General features: G+C 54.8%; 9 protein-coding genes. 7 read left to right on the top strand and 2 right to left on the bottom strand.

What is annotated here, in order from left to right:
• Nucleotides 1-575: 575 nt before the first annotated feature.
• Complete coding sequence (locus tag L971_RS04900) at nt 576-3,248, top strand: Ig-like domain-containing protein (RefSeq protein ID WP_052200277.1); 2,673 nt, start codon at nt 576-578, stop codon at nt 3,246-3,248.
• Nucleotides 3,249-3,446: 198 nt separating this feature from the next.
• A complete protein-coding gene (locus L971_RS04895) occupies nt 3,447-6,044 on the top strand; it encodes a hypothetical protein (RefSeq protein WP_047374621.1) in 2,598 nt (865 codons plus the stop codon).
• A 76-nt stretch (nt 6,045-6,120) separates the two neighbouring features.
• Here the strand turns inward: L971_RS04895 and L971_RS04890 are convergent, their stop codons facing one another.
• A complete protein-coding gene (locus L971_RS04890; RefSeq protein WP_029334454.1) occupies nt 6,121-6,396 on the bottom strand; it encodes a hypothetical protein in 276 nt (91 codons plus the stop codon).
• Between the two features lie 170 nt (nt 6,397-6,566).
• Nucleotides 6,567-8,438, bottom strand: coding sequence for a hypothetical protein (locus L971_RS04880; RefSeq protein ID WP_047374610.1), 1,872 nt, complete (start codon nt 8,436-8,438; stop codon nt 6,567-6,569).
• A 185-nt stretch (nt 8,439-8,623) separates the two neighbouring features.
• Between L971_RS04880 and L971_RS04875 the strand changes: the two genes are divergently transcribed.
• The 5 genes from L971_RS04875 to L971_RS04855 all read left to right on the top strand — a co-directional run bounded on the left by L971_RS04875 (nt 8,624) and on the right by L971_RS04855 (nt 20,490).
• The gene (locus L971_RS04875) at nt 8,624-10,750 is read left to right on the top strand and encodes a heparinase II/III family protein (RefSeq protein ID WP_052200276.1); all 2,127 of its coding nucleotides are present in this window, start codon (nt 8,624-8,626) and stop codon (nt 10,748-10,750) included.
• Between the two features lie 238 nt (nt 10,751-10,988).
• Entirely contained in the window at nt 10,989-13,052 is a 2,064-nt protein-coding gene (locus L971_RS04870) for a bifunctional UDP-sugar hydrolase/5'-nucleotidase (protein WP_047374608.1), read from the top strand.
• Between the two features lie 179 nt (nt 13,053-13,231).
• Nucleotides 13,232-16,315, top strand: a complete 3,084-nt coding sequence (locus tag L971_RS04865) for a glycosyltransferase (RefSeq protein WP_047374606.1) — start codon at nt 13,232-13,234, stop codon at nt 16,313-16,315.
• Nucleotides 16,312-18,471 carry a glycosyltransferase gene (locus L971_RS04860; RefSeq protein ID WP_047374604.1) on the top strand — a complete coding sequence of 720 codons (2,160 nt, stop codon included), beginning with the start codon at nt 16,312-16,314 and terminating at the stop codon, nt 18,469-18,471. Before L971_RS04865 ends, L971_RS04860 begins: the two co-directional genes overlap by 4 nt.
• Before the next feature lie 54 nt (nt 18,472-18,525).
• Entirely contained in the window at nt 18,526-20,490 is a 1,965-nt protein-coding gene (locus tag L971_RS04855) for a hypothetical protein (protein WP_047374602.1), read from the top strand.
• The last annotated feature ends 9 nt before the right edge of the window (nt 20,491-20,499 follow it).

Genomic DNA, 20,499 nt, shown 5'->3' with positions numbered 1-20,499 from the left:
ACAGCTGGATAGGACCAAAAGACATTCACTTGAATTTAAACTAGGTGATTTGATTCATTTTTAAAAGTTTGGTCAATGTAAAAATAAGGATGAAGAAATGGTTGTTTTTATACGAATCAAATTTTAAACATGGAAATTATACTTTAATCCATTTAAAGGTATTTAATTTCCTTTTATAGTTAAAATAAAAGTGTTTTTGCTCAAAATGGCGTAAAATCGGCATTTTTCGACCCTTTTCGACATTTATAAAAAAGGGGAAATAGTAATTGAATTATCTCGAAATCTCCAAAATTCAAAATCATTCCCATTTTTACGAAAAAAAACGCTTGTGCTGTTTGGAAGCGTTATGTATATTATGGATGTAAGGTTTTCCAAGTTCATACTTGGTAAATTGTTCAAGAGTCACATCTTGAAAAATACCTACTAGTTTCGGTGAAGCTCAAGACCTAAAGGATCAGGTTGGATAAGTCGTTCGGTCGAATGGCGTATACATATGGAATCGTTTAGTGGGGGGAGCGAAGCTTGCAAGCTGGTAGCGCAAAATCGCAACATACCAAAGGGAGGATTTACACAAGATGGCAAAGAAATCATTCAAGTTAGTCAAAGCGTCAGCAGCACTCGCTGTGACGGCAGCAGCTCTTACTCCGGTAATGGCAGCAGAAGCTTCAACAGCAAAAACAGTTGAGCTCAAAGCAGAAGTCGTACTCGGCGGCAAGTTCAAAGAGGCACTCGCTCTTAACACACCAGCTGGTGTACAAATCACATGGGGCAAGCACCTCGTAACAGCAATCAACACATGGCAAACAGTTAAAGGCCAAGGTTCTGATGGCAAAACGTACATCAAGAAACTTTACGCTCGTAACTACCCACTCTACGTTCTTGACCAAGACCTCGGCGAAGTCGAAGCTGGTTCTGAACTCGAGAAGCCATCGATCCGCGTTATGTACCGCGATGGCAAGATCTACACACAAGCTCCTGAGCGTTTCACAATGAGCGCAAACTACAACACGAAAGATTTGGGCAAGCAAGAAGTCCTCATCTCATACAACCACAACGGTAACCGTGTAACGAAAATGCTTTCTTACACAGTAGTAGCTGGTGAAGTTGAGTTCGATAAAGTAATGGCTTCAGTTGATCAAGCTGAGAACAAACTTTCAGTTTCTGCAGACGTTAAAAATGCTAAAGCAGACACGAAAGCTGACTTGGTCATCTATCCATTCAAAGATGCTTCTAAAGCAGTTACAGTTGCTGCAACTATCAAGGATGGCAAATTGACTGCAGAAGCTGCTGGTCTTCCTGCAGGTGACCACTCATTCGTCCTTAAATCAGGTGAAGTGGTTTCTGAAGCTGTAAACTTCTCAGTTGAAGCGCCTATGGTTAAAGCAATCAACCAACTTAACGGTACACAAGTTGAAGTTAAATTCAACAAAGCAGTAGACAAGGACACTCTTCTTAACACTGACGGTACTTTCAAGGCTGGAACATTCACAATGCGTGCGATTGATGGTCAAGTAGAAGGTACTTTCACAGGTACTCTTTCTGCTGATGGCATGACACTTGTTGTTACAGGAACACAACAACTTGAAAAACGTTACGATGTCGTAATTGACAAAGTAAAAACAGCTAAAGGTGATAATGTAGAGAAGTACGCTAAAATCGTAACGCTAGCTAAAGATGTTACACCTCCAACAATTGCTGGAGTTGAACAAACTGTTTCGACTAAAGCTACTGTTAAATTCTCTGAGCGCATGACGGCTTTTGCTGGTATCACTTATAAATATGCTGACGGATCTGCAGTTGCAGCTGGCGCAGTAACTGGCTCAATCGCGCAAGGTGCTGATTACGCTGAACTTACACTTGATGCTTCTAAGCTCACAGCTAACAAAGAAATCGTTGCAACATTCATTGGTGCACGTGACCTTGCTGGAAACTTGATTACTCCAAACCCTGCGACAGCGTCATTCCGTCTCGGTGTTAAAGATGGCGTGAAACCGGTTGTATCTTCAATCGTTCAAACAGGTGCTTCTGAATTCACAATCCAATTCTCTGAAGCGTTGCAAGCTGCTCCAGCAGTATCTGCTACAAACACAGGAGTTGCTTCAGTAACGAAAGTAGACAACGACGCTTCTAAATATGTTGTTAAAACTACTTCAGTACTTGAAGGTGTGAAAACTGTTTCTGTATCGAATTACACTGATCTTAGTGGGGAAGCTGGAGATGCGTTCTCACGCGTTTACACATTCGTAAAAGATGTTGTAGAACCTAAAGTTGTATCTTCTGCAGTCGTTGTTGACGCAACTGATAAAAAAGAATACCTCGAGCTCACGTTTGATAAGAATGTTGTACTCACAAGTGCTACAGTTAAAGCACAAGGAACATATGTTAAAGATTTCGTTACAAAATCAATTGACGGTTCTGCTACAGGGCTCGCATTCAAAAACGCTGACAACAAAAAAGTTGTACGTGTCGCGCTTGCTTCACTCTTGAGTGGCGCTAACGAAAAAGGTGCTTCTTACAACGTTGACCTCGTTCTTGCGGGTGTAGCTAGCGAATCAGGCGTAGCACAAACAGCTGCTAAAGCTTCGTTCGTACGTTCTGAAGATGGAACTCCAGTTAACGAAACTAAAGCTGGCGTTGTCGCTGCTTCTTCATTCTTACAAAAAGCTGGAGATAACAGCACAGTGTTGGTAACTTTCGACAAAGAGGTTGATGGCGCATCAGCGACGAACATCTCAAACTACCGCATTGATGGAGCTGTCATCTCTTCAGTAACACTTCTCCCAGTTGCTGGCGGACAGCAAGTTGCAGAACTTAAACTCGCTGCTGGTTCAAACGCATTCACTGGTGACCGTAACGTTGCTGTTGAAGGTGTTAAAGCGAAAGGTTCTACTGTAGCAATGGATCGTTACACTGCGGTTGCGAACCTTAAAGAGAATGTTGCTCCAACAGTAACTTCTGCTAAATTAGTAGATACGAACAAAGTGCGTATCACATTCAGCGAAGTCGTTACGGATGCAGCTGGATATGATTTCGAAGTATTGGTAGGCGGAAAAGCGCAAGCTCCTGCTGAAACTGTAAACGCTGCTGTAGGTACAACAGCTGTTTCGACTGTTGATGTAACTATCGCTACAGTAGATGCTGACAAGCTTTCAAAAGGTCTTTCTTTGAAACTTGTTGACACGCTTGATATCGTTGATGCTGCTGGAAACAAAGTTGTTTCGCCAGCAACAATCACTATCACTAACTAATTGTTGACCCTCCCTTAGGGTTAAATAGAGCAAAGTCTTCGGACGGAGCCATCTTGTAAACCGGTAGTGCCTCGGCACTGCCGGTTTTTTTCTATGCCTTGCACAAAAAATGATTCCCCTTTTCTAAAAAACAGATTATACTTTTTTTGTAATAAAAAATATCATTTCCCATAATTTTAAGAAAAGAGGAAAACATACGTGAATCGAATCATCTTTTTATTGGCACTCTTCTTGATGGTCGGCGGACTCGCCGTGCCGAGTGCGAACGCCGCGACGAGCAGTGAGCCGCTCCCGCCCCATCAACGCATCTCCAATAGCCCTTACGTTCTTTTAAATGACGGAAAGGAGCTGTACCACACGACGACGGGCGAGCGAATCCCGCTCACCGAAGCCGTCACGTTCAACCGCTTCACTCAAGTCGACCAGTTCGTCAGCCCGGAAGGCGACTACCTCGTCTTCACCGAGCGCTGCACCGACTGCTCGTCGACGCTCTATGTCGTCGGTTTAGACGGGAAGGTCCAGATCAGCTCGTTCCCGGAATATGATTGCCTCATCGGGGCCGACATCGGCAACGGCCGCCTCTTCTGGTATCAAAACGACGGAAAAACCGTCGCGACGACGCTTGCCCGCGACGTCATCTGGCAGAAGAATCTCGGCACGTCGAACGTGTCGCTGACGGCGGACGGGAAGACGATCCTTGCGGCAGCGGACCAATTGGAACAAATCGAACACGTTTCTGCCGAGACGGGGGAGACGCGCTTCACCCGCACGCTCCCGAAGCAAGACATCCTTGTCAAAAAGCCGTTGTCTTTCGAAAACATCACCATCTACACGGTGCACGCCCATAACCGGGCCCACTATATCTATAATGAAGTGACTGGCAGTGTGACGTTAACGACGCGGAATGAGTCGGACACGAACTACGCGATGACGAACGGCGCGATCCATTGGTACCAAGACGGCGCGTACTCTGTATACGATGTCGCGACAACGGACGTCACGACGTATCCGGTCGCCGTGTCGATGAACGTGTTCCCTGAGTCGATCGTCTTCAGCGACGGGGAACGGATGGCGCTATCTGCCTACCGTCAGCTTCCACAGAAGCTCGAGTTCTTCATCGATCGGACAGCGAACGAAACCGGCGACATGACGTTATACATGAACCGGTCGTATCCGCTCTCCCTGAAAGAGACGCGGATTGACGGCACCGAAGGGATGATCCCGCTCGACCGTCTGACACCGACCTATGCCGACTCTGGCATCACTTCGCCGCTTCAGTCGAACCGAGCGACGTCTGTATACTATCACATGACGTATAAAGGTCTCCGCTTCACGGACACGCTCTATGTGAAGCGAGAAGGTACGGTCACGGTCCAACAGTATGGCATGGACGGCGAAATCATCGGGGAGACGACACCGCGCGCCTCGATCACGGTCGAGGCCGTCTCGAACGGTCAACCGGTCACGTATACGGGCCGCGCCGATGCCGGCGGACGGTTCCATATCCAAACGGACCGTTTGGTGAAAGGCGCGCCGCTCGTCATCTCGTCCGTTGACAGCACGACCGCCGCCTACAAGAAACGGTTCACCGTCACGGACGGCATCCCGCTCGACATGAACATCAAAGTCGTCGGCGACAACGCGGAGACGGGCGTCGCCTTCAAGACGGTCCCTAACGGAAAGATCAGCCTCTTCGTGAAAGAACGTTACCATAGCTACTATGAGACGGTCCAAGCGGATGCGTCTGGGATTTTCCGAGTGACGGACTCGGTCGACCCGCTCACGAAAGGCGTCCAGTTCTACTACCGTCCGTTCGGCGGGCCGGTCAGCAGCGAGAAAGTACTGACGATTTTTGAACGGGCCGAGCCGGAGTTCACGTTGCGGAAGACACCGACGGCAGGCGATCTGTCAATCGGTGTCAACACGACGACTCGTCTCGTGACGACAAGTTACTACGTCAATGACAAGTTGCTCGGGACCGGCGGAAGCCTGCTCCATCTCGAGACACCGCTAAAACCGGGAGACGTCGTCCGCGTCGTCATGCGCGCTGGTGATCGGACGAAAACGATTGAGCATCAAGTCGCTGCGATCGGACCGACGATTTTAGAAGTGACGGACGTCGCGATGACGGCGACGCACACGGTCGTCAACGTCCGTCGTGACACACGCGCCGAGCTTCAGTTCTTCATCAACGGCAAGCTGACGACGGCGACACCGGTTTCGACGACACGGTTCACGATCCCGGCTCGTCCGGGCGATATCGTCCTCGTCCGCTTAGTGCGGAACGGGCAGAAACTCGACACGCGCCTCGCGCTCCCGCAAGTGACGTTCAGCAACATCCGCCTCCACGACGAGCAGACGACGTGGGTCGGCATGGTGCTTCCGAACAGTAACGTCACGCTCCAAAACGGGACGCGTCAAATCGCGAGCGGCAAGAGCTCGTCGACGGGACGTGTCGTCATGAGTTTGGCACCGCAGCCGCTCAACGCAAAAATCACGCTCGTCAGCACGCGCGGGGTATACCGCTTCGTGCAGACGGTGAACGTGAAGGCCGGTCTCACGCCGGTCATGACGGTGGCCGCTCCGACGAGCACGGCACGGACGGTCACGGTCAACTCGAACGTCGACTACGGGACGGTCACGATCCATCGCGGGACGACGCTCCTCGCGACGAAGGCGGTGACGTCGAAGTCGACACCGGTCGCAATCGCGGCCCAAAAGTCAGGCACGCGCCTGACGATCAAACTGACGACGCCGAAAGGGCGTACGCAGACCGTGTATGTGACGGTCCGCTAAAAAAACGCCTGTCCGAATGATTTCGGGCAGGCGTTTTCGCATAGAAAAACGAGGTGCGCGTGGCACCTCGTGGATGTTAGTCGATGACGATCACGGACAGACAAGACGTCGCCGCCTTGAGGCAGTCGCGCTGTGAGTCGTACTTGGCTTTCATGTTCGGGAACCATTTCCAGAGCGAGCTCGAGTCAAACGAGTCGATTTGTCGGAACGGCTCGGCCAGTTGAGCTTGTTTACTAATGTGGAGCGTGAATGAGAACTCACACGTGGCTGACTGATGCAGGTCGATCTCCGCGAGCCGCTGCAAGTTTCGTTTATATGTGAATCGCTCGGAGCAAGGGAGAAAAGTTGTCATGACCGCACCTCTTTTTATCAGTTTCTTCCACTTCAGTATACAATTATACCCAATGTTTGTCGCACTATTTTTTAATTTTTTAGGTCATGATTTTGAATTTATTTACTTTCACACTTGTAAGAATTCCAGATTCATTCATTTGTATAAGTTTGATGAAACGCCCTTTCTACTTATGGGATCGTGATGACGACATCGTCATATCCGTAAGCCTGCAAGACGAGCTTACGCCCGGGTACGTACGAAGAGGCGTATAGCACGAAGTACGGTGAGCCGTTCCACGCCCCGGCCTCCGGTACGCGGTATGTCGCGATCATACGTGGGTCGAAATACGCTGCGTTCGGGGCGACGGCTTGTTGGACGCTATCCATCCATCGGCGGTCAGGCGTACGAATGAGCAAGAACTCACCGGCCCGTTTCACTTCGATGCGAGGTGGTGCCAGTTTATAGGCGGACAACGTCTCGCCATTGACTTTCGTCACGCGAGACTCGCGCCCGTTGACGGTCACGTCGAACGTGAAGTGGTGGCGATTTGAACCGATCAAAGAGACGTGGCGATACGTGCCTGACTCACGGTACGGAGCTTGTTCTGTCACGAAGTCACCTTCCTTGTAAGCGCCGTGGTGTCGCACGACCTGGTTCTCGAACGTCCGCTTGAAGGCGACGTCGATCAGTTTACCGGAAGGATCGATCAACCCGATGAGCTCACGCTGGTAGTCGTCACGCTTCGACGTATCATAGGAAACGAGCGAACGGTCGTGACGGAGGACCAAATCCTCGAGATGACTTCGTTGCGTCGTCATGACATACGGCCGGTCTAACGGCCCGGGGCGAAGCGCTCGGTTCACGTCATCGATGAGGCGCTGCCAGTCCGCTGCGGTTGCTAGTGAGACGCGGGTGTCATAGGCGTGGGCGTTCTTCGTTAAGGCGACCTTGTATGACGGCAACCGGTCCGCTTCGACGCCCGTCAATTTGAGCGTGCGCAACCACGACGCGACGGTATCGACGTCGACTTCTTCGTCCGCGAGGCGCATGAGCCAGGCGCTGATTTGTTGCTCGGTCGGGTTCATCCATCGGCCTCGAACCGGAACGGCCGATGGTTTCGTTCCTTTAATCAACCCATGGGCCCCGTCTGAGATTTGGTTCGGTGAGACGCCGATGACATGTTTTACGACGGTCGAACGACCGAGCGTCACTTGGGCGTCGGCGAACGTCGACTCGAGGTGGTTGATCGTCCCGTTTACGTTTAATTGAGCGATATAAGAACTAGGCGATGGATAAAAGTCGCCCATCCGTAAGACGACCCGTTCAATCGTCGCTTTTCCTGAAAGGCGCGACGTTCCGGTGACGGCGACTTGGCGGAACGTCCCGTTGAGCCGAAGGTCTGCTTTGCCGGGTTGGTAGGGACTTGAGCCGGCGGTCGTGACTTGCGTGACGGGACTGGCCGCGTTGATGACGATGGTCGGGCTCAGATGGGAGCTCACGTTGATGACGAACGTCTCGATTCGCTCGGAGGCGGCCTTGTCGATATCGAGCGTGAACGAACCCGGATGGAACTGGTTCGGATAGAACACCTTGAACCCGGTGATCACGTTCCCGTCCGTGACGGGGATCCCGAACACGGTCTTGAATACACCTGCGTGTTTTTTGAAGAACGGCAGCAACGGCGCGTCAATTTTGTACGTCTTGCCAAGCATGCTGACGATGTCGCCGCCTTTATACGTGAAGTAGCTGAACGACCCGAAGACGGGTGCCGGGACGACGTCTGTCACCGGTTTCGGTGCGGTGGTCTGCTTCTGGATATCCCGTTTGGCGACGAATCCTTTCTGTTTGCCGTACTGGACGTTCGACCAGCTGCCTTTGTCGGATAAGTGGGTGACGGTCTTGCCTTTCGGGATGGTGATGAGCGTCTTCGCTTTCGTTGACGCGGACTGCTTGAGGGCGACCTGCTTCGCGGTCACGTACGACGTCTTCGCCGAAACGGGCGGCGGGAATATGCTGGCGACGAGAACGGCGATCAACGTGAGAATGATGAATCGTTTCATGAGTTGTACTCCTTTTTCTTGTTTTCTCTTTAGTATAGCAACGCACCGACGCTCAAGCTGTTTGTTTTGTAAGATGATGGAAATGAGTTATTTGGAAACAGAAACTAAAAAATGATTCCCTTCATTTTGAAAAAGTTTCCTCTTTATCATGGTATGATGGTAAAAAAAGATAAAAGGGGTATTTGATGAATCTACTTATGAAAGGCACGCTCTTGTCGACAGCACTCGTCTTGACGGCGACATCGGTCGGCGCGGAAGCGAGCACACGTCCATTTTTCACCGAAGTCGGGAAAGACACGACCGTCTATCGGCTCATGCCGGACAAGTCGATGCGACCGATCGCCACGCTTTCACCGAACAAGCGCTACGACGTCGTCGGCGTCTCGGGGAGTTACTATCAAGTCGAGGTCGACGGGCGCCGCACGTACGGCTTGAAGCGGGACATCCCGCTCAAGACGACGACACTCACGAAAGCGGTCGTCGCCGACAGCCAATATGACCGCCTGCTCCATAACTACACGGCGCGCTCGGTGAAGCGCGAAGTGCCGTACTATTACGGTTTCTTGACGGAGGCGCAAGCCGTGTCTCAAGCCGACTCGGCCTTGAACGGCAGCTGGCGGCTCGGGGCGACACCAGGCCGTCAAGCCGTGCCGGACATCGCCACGTTTGACTGGGAGCGCGACATCAAAGTCGGCGACTCGACGTCGTTCATGTTCCAGGCGCAGTACTGGATGGTGTTGAACCAAGTGACGATGGCCTACCATTACACGAAAGACGTCAAATATTTGGCGTACGGGAAGCAGCTCGTCGAGGGTTGGGTCAAGCAGTACCCGACCGCGCAATACAAACGTTACCCGAACGCTTACCATCAACAAGGGACGGCCATCCGCACGTTCCACTTGATCAACTTCTGGAACCAGTACAAGCGCTCGCGTCTGAACAATGACGCCGCGTTCAGCGCGCTCGTGCTCCGGGCCGTCGAAGGACACGGCGAGGTGTTGTCGACGCCGTCGTTCTATCGTCCGCGCCACAACCACGGGATCTTCCAAGACATGGCGCTCACCGACATCGCCGAGACGTTCCCGGAACTCGAGCGGTCGGCCGAATGGCGTGAGCTGGCGGCCGCGCGTCTGACCGAACAGCTCGACCATTCGCTCAGCCCGGACAACGTCCACCTCGAGCACTCGCCGGGCTACCAAGTGTACACGTATGAGATGCTGTACCGCTTCAATCGCTGGATCGAGGCGAACGGATTTACGACGTCACCGCGACTCGAAGCAGTCGAACAGATGCCGGAGACGCTCGTCCATCTCGTCAAGCCGAACCGGACGTTGCCGCTCTTCGGTGACACGACGGGCGAGCCGCGGACGACGTCGATGATCTCGACGCTACGCGACTACCCGCACCTATTGTTTGCTGTCACGGGCGGCAAGGAAGGCGTCCGTCCGTTGGAGCGGACGAAGCAGCTCCACACGCAATACGCCGTCCTGCGCGAGCATTGGGGCGAGACGAAACCGTTTGCGGACGCGGTCTCGCTCATGATGACGGCCGGTTTCCATAACACGGCGCACAAGCATCAGGACGATTTGAGCATCGACTTGTACGGCTATGGGCGTGATTTCATCGTCGAGACGGGCCGCTTCGGCTACACGAACTTGCCGGAACGGAATCAGGCCGTCCACGTCAACGCCCACAACACGATCAACACGGGCACGCGCCAGCTGACGCTCCATGCGAGCACGCTCGGGAAGAGCGGCATCTTGTCGGTCGAGGAGACGGACGGGTTGCAACGGGCAACCGGCTACAGCGAACTGATGGGACAAGGGGTCCACCACACGCGCAGCATTTCCCATGACCAGGCCGGCACGGTGATCGTCGCCGATACGGTCCGTTCGGACTCACGCGCCTCGTTCACGCAGCGGTTCCACCTCGGCGTCGACCTTGAGCCGACCGAGGAGAGAGACGGCGAGACGATGTTCCGTGACAAAGAAGGACGGACGCTCCAAGTCGTGCAAATGCCGATTGCTTCGACCGGCGTCATGCGCCTCGAGCCGAGCTTCGTCGCCTATCGCGACTTCGAATGGACGCCGCGCCACCAAGTCGTCTCGACGAAGACGGGGGCGGGCACGTCGTTCGTCACGTTGTTCCACATGTCGAAGACGGGCACGCGCATCACGTTCTCACACGTGACCGAGACGGAGTCGGCATACGTCGTGTCGTACTCGCTCTCGGACGGACGCTCGCGCACGATCGAGATGCCAAAAGGCGAGGTCGACGTGCCGGAAGAAGAGATTGAGGTCGTCGAAGAGTAAAAACGTCGAGAGGATGCCATTTGGCGTCCTCTTTTTTCAAAATCCAAAAGAAATAACGAAATATTTACAGAAAAGTAATTGTGTTATTTTATGAGATTGCGTATCTTTAAAGGTGAAGTCAGTACGGATTTTGTAATCGCTTCCATTGGCTTGAAGTCAGACATCAAGCAATGGGGGAGAAATCGCGGGTGTGACTTCGTTTCGGTCGACTTATACATATCAAAGGAGGAATAATTGCATGTTGAATTCGAAAACACGCAAGTTTTATCAAGGGATGCTCGCGGCGACGCTCACGGCATCGGTGATCGCCCCTGCGGTCGTGACAGAGGCAGCCCCGGCAAAACAAACGGTGAAGTTGAAGGCGGCTTTCGTCGAGAACGGGGATCTCGACGCAGCGCTCGACAAGACATACCAAGGCAACAAGATCTACTGGTACAAATCGACGGTAGACATGGACAAGCTCGGTACATATCAAACGGTCAAAGGCTACATTAAGTGGAAGAACCAGCACTTCGAGAAGAAAGTGCGCGTCATCAACTATCCGAAAGCGATCATCGCACCGAAGGGTGAGTTGACGTTCAAACACGGCGAGAAGTTGACGGGTCAACTCAACACGCTCCAAATCCAATTCGTCGACCGTGTTCTCCGTCAACCGGTGAAGTGGACGAACTTGTCGACGGACAAGATCGGGAAATTCACGGCGACGGCATCGTACACACATAAAGGCCGTACGGTGACGCTCGACGTTCCTTACGAAGTGAAAGGGTACGAGCTCTCGTTCATGCATACGAACGACACGCACGCCTCACTCGACTTCGCACCGAACCGTGCCGCTGCGGTCAAAGAACTCCGCGCGCAAAACCCGAACCGTCTCTTGGTTGACGCTGGTGACGTATTCTCAGGGTCGCTTTACTTCAACGAGTTCAAAGGACAAGTCGACCTCAAACTCATGAACTACATGAAGTACGACATGATGGTGCCGGGTAACCACGAGTTCGATCTCGGCACAGAGACGGGCCATAAAGAGTTCTCGCAATTCGTCCGCTACGCGAACTTCCCGTTCGTCAGCTCGAACGTCGATTACTCGAGCGACCAATACATGAAGTCGCTCTTCCGCGACGAAATCGCGACAAAACCGTTCAACGGCCGCTTGTATGAAGGAATCATCCAAGAAGTCGATGGCAAGAAAGTCGGATTCTTCGGTTTGACGACGGAAGACACGGCGAACATCGCGAGCCCAGGACCGATCCAGTTCCAAAACTATATCGAAGAAGCGAAGAAAGCCGTCAAGGCGTTCGAAGATATGGGCGTCGACCAAATCGTCGCCGTGTCGCACCTCGGTTACGATGACAACCCGGCGATCGACAACGACCTCGAGCTCGCGAAGCACGTCGACGGCATCGATGTCATCATCGGCGGTCACTCGCATACACGTCTCGACGCACCGGTCCTCATCACTGAAGGCGACAACCCGACGGTCATCGTCCAAGCGTATCAGTACGGCGACTTCCTCGGCACGCTCGACCTCGTGTTCGACAAAGACGGAAAAGTCGTCTCGCAAGCCGGTAAGTTGATCGACGTGAAGACGTACGCGCCAGACCCAGGGGCGGCTCGTCTCCTCGCACCGTTCGCGGCTGAAATCGACGGCATCAAGAACGCTGAAATCGGCGCTTCGACGACAGCTGTGTTCGAGAACTTGCGTGACTCGGGCGACGTGACGAAGCCGAGCGTACGTAAAAATGAGACGGCACTCGGAAACTTGATCACGGACGGCATGCTCGATCGTGCGAAGCAAGCAGACCCACAAGTCGTCGCGGCGATTCAAAACGCGGGCGGCATCCGTGCAGCCATCAACGAAGGTCCGATCACGACAGGTGAAGTGCTCACGACACTCCCGTTCGGTAACACACTCGCGGTCATGACGCTTCAAGGTAGCGAGCTTCTCGCGGCGCTTGAGCGCAGCGTCAGCGTCTATCCGATCGAGAGCGGCGGCTTCCTCCACATGTCTGGCATGAAGCTCGAGTTCGACAGCTCGAAACCGGCGAACAGCCGCGTCGTCAAGGCGCAAGTGCTCCAAGGTGAGACGTACGTCGATATCGACCCGTCTGCGACGTATAAGATCGCGACGAACTTCTTCGCGGCTAAAGGCGGCGACAACTACCTCGAGTTCAAGAAGGCTTACGAAGAAGGACGCGTCAACGACCTCGGTCTCATCGACTGGGAGATCATGCGCGACTACCTCGTAAAACTTGGCGAAGTCACACCGACGGTCGAAGGCCGCGTGGTCGACGTCAAAGAATAATGAATTGCGAAAGGACATCTACGGGTGTCCTTTTTTCTGTCTTCGATTTGTCATCCAGATGATTTTGCCTTTTGAATTGAGCGTTTGCTATAATCAATGGGTGTCGAAACGAGATGTTTCAAATAAGAGGGCATCGGCTAAAGAGAAAACGATGCCATTATGAATTTGGAGGAACCCCCATGAGTTGGAAACGTAAAGTGAAACGTGGTGTCTATTTAGGCATGCAGCGCGGCAAACGAATCGGCCGTCGGTTGATGAAAGGGACGAAGACGCAAGTGCAGACGAGACAGTTCGTCGAAGTCGTCCCGTCTTGGCATGCCCGGACGTCTGCAAACTATGAAGTGGACGGCGCGGCGCTCGTTTCTACGATGGCCGAGAAGCAATTTTTGACGTACGGTGAGCGTGCCTCGTCCTTCCGCACGGTGCCGGGCCCGGACTCGTTCCAGCTCAACCCGTCGATCCGCGAGTTTGACGCGAGCCTGAACGTCGAGAAGAGCGGTGACATCGATGTCACGCTTCTCGTCATGATGTATAACGATCAAGAACGGACGCGCGTCGTCCGTGTCGGGGACGGTGTCCGTACGACGGTCACGCTCCGCGAAGATGAGACGAAGACCCGCTTCGTCATTCAGACGCAAGGGAAGGGACGCGTCTTGATCCAGTCGCTCCTCATCGACGGACAGCCGCTTTGGAACGTCGAAGGGATGAGTAGCGCCGTCGCTGACTCAGACTTCGATACGATGATCGAGCTCGACGCCGAGTCGCTCGAACTCCTATCCCCGCTCAGCCGTATCGTCCATGTTGACGGCGGCACGATCACGGTGACCGGACAAGGCAACCAATACGAGCACTACGGCGTCCATGAATCGGCGCTCCCGCACGTCGACACCGAACGCGGCATCGACTTCCCGCTCGCCGATATGGACGACTACGTCTATCGTTTCTATTTAAAAGGAGACGCGACCGAGATGGCAAAAGCGACGCTTTTCGTCGCGACGTACGCGCACGGCGAGCGCGACCAGCTCATCGAAGTGCCACTCGGCTTCAGCAACGTCATGAGCCTCACGCCGAGCCATGAGTCGGTCCGCTACTTCGTCCGCTTCCACGGGAACGGGACGATCTCGGACTTGAAGCTCGGTGTCATCCGCGAGAACAGTGTCCGCCGCACGGAGACGTTCGACCTCGACCCGACGTTCTGGACGATCCCGACGCCAGAGTCGATCAAGCTGAAACAAGACCCGAACGGCCTCCGCCTCGTCCTAGACGTCGAGCCGGACGTGCGCCGTTACGTATCGTACATGGAAACGAACAACCGCTTCACGGTGCTCCCGAAAGAGAAGCCGTACACGGTCCGTCCGAACCACCGCTACCGCGTCACGGTCGACGGTGAGCTCGGCGAGAGCACGGGCGTCGTCCTGTACATCATCTCGTACTCGCTCACGGAGCGGTTGTCGATGCAACAAGTGCAGCTCGGCAGTGAGAAGATTTTCGAGTTCAGTAAAGACGTGCGCTACCTCCGCTTCGCCCTCCGCGTCGACGGACAAGGCGAGACGCTCGTCACGAACATCCGTGTCAGCGAGGAGATCATCACCGACCGGACGCAAGTGCCGGAATGGATTGACCCGCGTGAGGCCCGCCTGTTCGAGGCGACGCCGCGCGAACTGCACGAGATGAAAGTCGCGGCCATCTTCGACGAGTTCACGACCGCCTCATACCGTCCGGAATGTGAGTTGATCACGTTCTCGCCGGACGACTGGCCGGCCGTCCTCGCCGACCGTCAGCCCGACTTCCTCATGGTCGAGTCGGCCTGGAAAGGGAACGACAAGACGTGGGAGAAGAAAATCGTCAAATACGGCACGAACACGTGGGAAGAGCTCGACGCGCTTCTCGAATGGTGCCGTTTGAACAACGTCCCGACCGTGTTCTGGAACAAAGAAGACCCGATTCACTATGACCGATTCATCGAGACGGCGAAACGGTTCGACTTCGTCTACACGACGGATGCGAACATTCTCGACAACTATAAAGAAGATTGCGGGCACGACCGGGTCGGCGCGTTGCCGTTCGCGGCACAGCCGAAAGAGCATAACCCGATCCGTCTGCCGGGGACGCGTGAACCGTACGCCTCGTTCGCCGGTTCATATTACGCGAACCGCCACGAGTCGCGCCGCATCGACATGGACCGCCTGTTCGCGGCGGCCGACAAGTACGGCCTCGTCATCTATGACCGTAACTACGAGATGAACCAGCGCGGGGAGACGGACCAGCTCCAATTCCCGGAACAGTTCCGTAAATCGATCCGTGGTAGCTTGAAGTACAACCAGATCGCCAAGGCGTACAAAGGCTTCAAGGTCATGCTGAACGTCAACTCGGTGAACGACTCGCCGACGATGTTCTCGCGCCGTGTGTTCGAAGGGCTCGCCTGTGCGACACCGGTCGTCAGCACGCGCTCGATCGGCGTCAAACAGATGCTCGGCGACTACGTCTTCTTGGACGAGGGCGACGAGATGCTCGAAGAGACGTTCCGCAAACTGTTGACGGACGACAGCTTCTATGAGGACGTCGCCATGGGCGGCATGCGTCACGTGCTCAAGTATCACACGTACACGCAACGCCTCGCCCAAGTCGTCGGCACGATCGGTCTGCCGTACCGTGTCGACCATCCGGAAGTCGCGCTCGTCGCGTTCGTCCGTTCACGTGACGAGATGGACCGCGCCGTCGAGACGTTCCGGGCCCAAGACTACGAGCATAAACACCTCGTCGTCTTCCTCGACAAGTTCGAAGGCCACCTCGATTTGTATGAGGCGTACAACACGGAAGACGTGTCGACGTTCATGCTCAGCTACTTGCCGCAATATAACGCCTTGTCCGAGATTTTGGACGGCTTCGATTGGATGGCGTTCATCCGACCGGGCGACTATTACGGCCCGGCGTACGTGTCGGACTATATGCTCGCGACGCGTTACGCCGACTCGAACATCTTGACGAAAGAAGACTACTTCACGTGGGACGACAAGTTGGAGAAAATCGACTCGGACGGAACGTACCGTTACGTCTTCGACGCGACGCCGTCGCGCTCGATCATGAAGCCGGACGTGCTCCGTTTCTATAGCGTGGCCGAGGCGCTCGACGTGTTGAAACAAGACGCGACGCTGAAAGAACTCGCCCAGTCCGGGGAACGCATCTTCAGCACGGACCCGTATCAATATGTAAAAGCAGGGAGCGACATGCCGCAAGCGGTCGCTCAGGAGGTACAACTATGACGACACCACTTCGCGTCCTCGTCTACGGGGACGTCAACTTGAACTTGATTGACGGGTCGGCCATCTGGCTGACGTCCGTCGTCTCGATGTTGAACCAAGATCCATCGATCAAAGTCGACGTGCTCTTGAAACGCTCGATCACGAAACCAGAAGTGACGGCCGGCATCCGCGAATTGCCGAACGTCCGCTTCATCGACGTGTTCGCCGATCCAACTTATCAAGACGCGCCGTACGTCGAGCGCAAGGTGCTCCAAGCCGATGAGGCGGCGGGGCTGATCGATGAGCTGATGACGAAGGAGAAGTATGACCTCGCCTTCGTCCGCGGCTTCCAGCTCGCGTATGACTTGTCACAATATGAACAGACGATGGCGAAGACGTGGACGTACATCACAGATTTCACGCACGACCATACGCAAGCGTCTGAAGAAGAGCTCGCCCGGCTGAAACAGATCGCGTCGCGCTCGGCGCGCATGCTCTGCCAGACCGAGGCGATGAAGACGTACTTCGAGTCGTTCTTGCCGACGGACCGTCCGTTCCTCATCTTGAACCCGATGATCCCGAACGTGAAAGAGGCCGTCCCGACGTTCACGAAACCGAACGACCGTCTCGTCTACACGGGCAAGTTCGCACCGCTCTGGTATTCGACGGAGATCCTCGACGCGTTCGCGAAGCTCCGTGCCGACTATCCGGCCGAGCTGCACGTCGCGGGAGACAAGTTCAACCAAGACCCGAACAACCCGAACTTCAAACAAGACATCCTCGCCCGCTTGAAGTCGGATGACGGGCTGACGTGGCTCAAGGGCATCCCCCGCGCCGACGTCGAGACGCTTATCGAATCGAGTGCGATCGGGGTGTCATGGCGCCATCCGGAGCTTGACGCCTCACTCGAACTGTCGACGAAACTGCTCGAGTACGGCTCACTCGGAAAACCGGTATTGTTGAACCGGAACCCGATGCATGAGCTCATCCTCGGTCCCGACTACCCGCTCTACGTCAACTCGGAACAGGAGTTCATCGAGAAGGCGAAGCTCGCCTTGACCGATGAGGCCGTTTACCGCGACGCGGCGACACGGCTTTATGAGATGGCGCAGTACTATACGTTCACGAACACGTACAAACGCCTTCGTGACGAGCTTTGGTCGATGAAGAAAATAAACCTTCTGTTCGCCGGGCATGATTTCAAGTTTCTGCGTCTGTTCATGAACTACTTCGAGCGCCACCCGCGCTTCAACGTCTTGATCGACGAGTGGGAAGGACACAAGATTCATGACGTGAATCACAGCAAGGCATGTCTCGAACAGGCCGACATCATATTCTGTGAGTGGGGGCTCGGCAACGCCGTCTGGTACTCGCATCATAAGAAGCCGCACCAGACGATGATCGTCCGCATCCACCGCCAAGAGAAAGAGACGCCGTTCCCGCGCGAGTACAACTTGCACAATATCGACCGCATCATCCTCGTGTCGCCGTATATGCTCGAGGAGATGTACCGTCTGTTCCGCATCCCGCGCCACAAGATGACGATGATCTACAACGCCGTCGACGGGACGCGTCTCGTTCAACCGAAACAGCTCGACGACTTGACGTTCCATCTCGGCATGATCGGGGTCAACCCGAAGCTGAAACGGCTCGACCTCGCGCTCGACATGCTCGAGACGCTCCGCAAGGAAGACACGCGCTACAAGCTGTTCATCAAAGGACATCACCCGAACGAGATCTACTGGATCAACAAACGGGAAGACGAGCGCGCCTACTACGACCGTCTGCTCGAACGACTCGAGGAGCCGGCGTTCAAAGACAGCGTCGCCTTTGACGGTCACGGCAACGACGTGCCGGAATGGTTGACGAAGATCGGGTTCGTCTTGTCGACGAGCGACCTCGAGAGCTTCCACCTCGCACCGGCCGAGGCGATGACGTCGGGCACGTACCCGATCATTCGCCACTGGACGGGCAGCGAGACGATTTACCCGGATGACGTGTTGATGGAGAACGTCCTAGACGGCGTCGACATCATCCGCTCGTTCCGCGGCGAGTCCGACAAGTTGCTCGCCTCGACCGAACGGTTCATGGCGTACGCGCATCACCATTTCGCCATCGAGACGCTCGCGCCGAAGCTCGAACAACTCATCTTGACCGAAATGAATCGAAAACAATGAGCAAGCCCGGGCTTCCGGGTTTGCTCGTTTTACCATACTTAGAGGAGATGCATTATGAGCCATTTTATGTATGAAGCGAAGACGCATACGCTCGATTTTGAGCGCCGTGACGGATTGACGCACGTCATCTCCGAGACGCCGCTCGACGTGCGCCTCGGCCATTACGACCCGTCTCGCGAGGAGCCGAACGGGATGAACGTCGCTTTGCGCCTCGATGACGCGTTCACGGTCGACGTGCCGTTCAACAACTTGCTGCCGGTCTATTATTCGGAAGCACCGGTCGTCGTCGGTTCATCGCTCGTCGATGTGGCCGATCGGGCCGGCAAGTCGACAGAACGACAGGAGTCGGCGAGCCAGATGCGTCACATCGGTCACATCTTCGGACGCGACACGCGCATCGAGGGCGTCAAACGTCTCGCTGCCGGCGAACGGCTGACTGTACAGGACGGGAACGTCACGATCGAGACGTGGGACGAACTGCCGCGCGGGGCGTCCAAACTACGGGACGACTTCACCGACACATGGCTCACGGCACTTCGACGCGCCGCTGCCGTCCCGATGGCGTCTGTGAACATTCCGTTCTCAGGCAGTGCACTCGACGTATTGCTCGCGAAACTTTACCTCGAAGCCGGGAAAGACGTGACGCTCCACGTCCCGGACGAGAAAGGGAACGAGGCGACGCTCGCCCGTGATTTGCTCGCTGAAGCGGAACTCGCCGTGACACCGGCACCTGACGAGACGATCACGCTCTCGCTCAGCCGCCGGATGGCGTCGTCATATGAGGCGACGGACGGCAACTTGTCCGCCTACGAGAGTGTGCCGACCGGGCGCGACATCGACCATGGCTATGCCGAAGTCGGCAAACACGGGTCGGACTGGTTGTACGGCAAGCACATCTTCTTGAAAGACAACATGGACGAGCACGAGGCGAAGCAACAGCTGTCGCGGAAAGCGATCCGTCCGTTTGAAGGATTTGGCGAAGGCGAACGCGAACAAGTCGAGGCGATGCTCGATCGTTTGTTCGACGAAGAGACGGACCGTGATTGGAGCGGACGGCTCGAGGCGGCCTGGTTCCATTTGAAGGTCGAACATTTTCACGCTTACGCCCGGAGCGGGTTCATGCGCGAGATGACGATCCTTCAGCCGCTCTTTGACCGGGACGTCCTCCGCCACATCATCGAGGCGCCGTACGAGACCCGCCGTCAAGGGCACCTCGTCAAAGTCGCCCTCGACGCCTTGTTCGGCGAGAAGCCGCTCCATTTCGTCAAAGAATCGTTCGCGTGGAGTGACTCACCGCTTTTGCCGACGATTATTCCGGCGCCGCTCAACTGGCGGCTCATGCTCGACCACGTCGTGCCGGGGCAAGTGAAGCAGTTGAACGAGCGGCTCGGGGTCGAAGCGGGCGTGAGTGAACGCTTCAAACCGAGCGAGACGCCGGAACACGGCTACGTCTCACTTTGGAACGACTGGACGGCCCGTAATTGGACCGTTCAACTGGACGGGTCGGAGATCGACCCGGAACAAGTCGAGCTCGTCGTGCCGGAGTCGCACAAGCCGCGCTCGGTGACGGTCAAGCCGTTCATTTACCATTATTTCGTCCCGTTCAACGCCGACTTGTTCAACTTGCGGGAGGATCAGTTCGTCGCCAACATCGAAGTGCTCCCGCTCGGCGGGGAGAACGGGTATCTCCAACTGTTCAACCAAAGTTTCAGCGCGCCGCCGTCGTCCGAGTTCCAAAAAGACGCGACGCTCGGAAGTGCGCCGTATATCGACCTCGACGGGTCGATCGAGCTGTTGTCTGAAGACGTGACGCCGATCGAGCTGTACGTCATGCAGTATGACGCGAAAAAGAATTTGAAGAAGACGGCGTTCAGCCATGAGCTCCGTCCCGGTGTGAATGAGATCCGCCACCGGATTCCGAAAGAAGTTGAAGCGAAGTTCGTCAAGTTAGCATTCAAATTCCAAAACGACCAACACACCGTCCAATTGAAGATGGGGTCGTGGGTCATAGAAAGCTGAGGAAATCGT

This window comes from Exiguobacterium sp. ZOR0005, from assembly GCF_000798975.1.
GTDB classification, from domain to species: Bacteria; Bacillota; Bacilli; order Exiguobacteriales; family Exiguobacteriaceae; genus Exiguobacterium; species Exiguobacterium aurantiacum.
The sequence above is the reverse complement of the archived record's forward strand: the minus strand, read 5'-3'. Positions and strand labels throughout refer to the sequence as shown.

Bases quoted from the DNA above. Each gene is read 5' to 3' on its own strand.
- L971_RS04875 (WP_052200276.1), top strand. From the start codon at position 8,624: ATGAATCTACTTATGAAAGGCACGCTCTTGTCGACAGCACTCGTCTTG.
- L971_RS04900 (WP_052200277.1), top strand. From the start codon at position 576: ATGGCAAAGAAATCATTCAAGTTAGTCAAAGCGTCAGCAGCACTCGCT.
- L971_RS04865 (WP_047374606.1), top strand. From the start codon at position 13,232: ATGAGTTGGAAACGTAAAGTGAAACGTGGTGTCTATTTAGGCATGCAG.
- L971_RS04890 (WP_029334454.1), bottom strand. From the start codon at position 6,396: ATGACAACTTTTCTCCCTTGCTCCGAGCGATTCACATATAAACGAAAC.
- L971_RS04880 (WP_047374610.1), bottom strand. From the start codon at position 8,438: ATGAAACGATTCATCATTCTCACGTTGATCGCCGTTCTCGTCGCCAGC.
- L971_RS04860 (WP_047374604.1), top strand. From the start codon at position 16,312: ATGACGACACCACTTCGCGTCCTCGTCTACGGGGACGTCAACTTGAAC.
- L971_RS04870 (WP_047374608.1), top strand. From the start codon at position 10,989: ATGTTGAATTCGAAAACACGCAAGTTTTATCAAGGGATGCTCGCGGCG.
- L971_RS04855 (WP_047374602.1), top strand. From the start codon at position 18,526: ATGAGCCATTTTATGTATGAAGCGAAGACGCATACGCTCGATTTTGAG.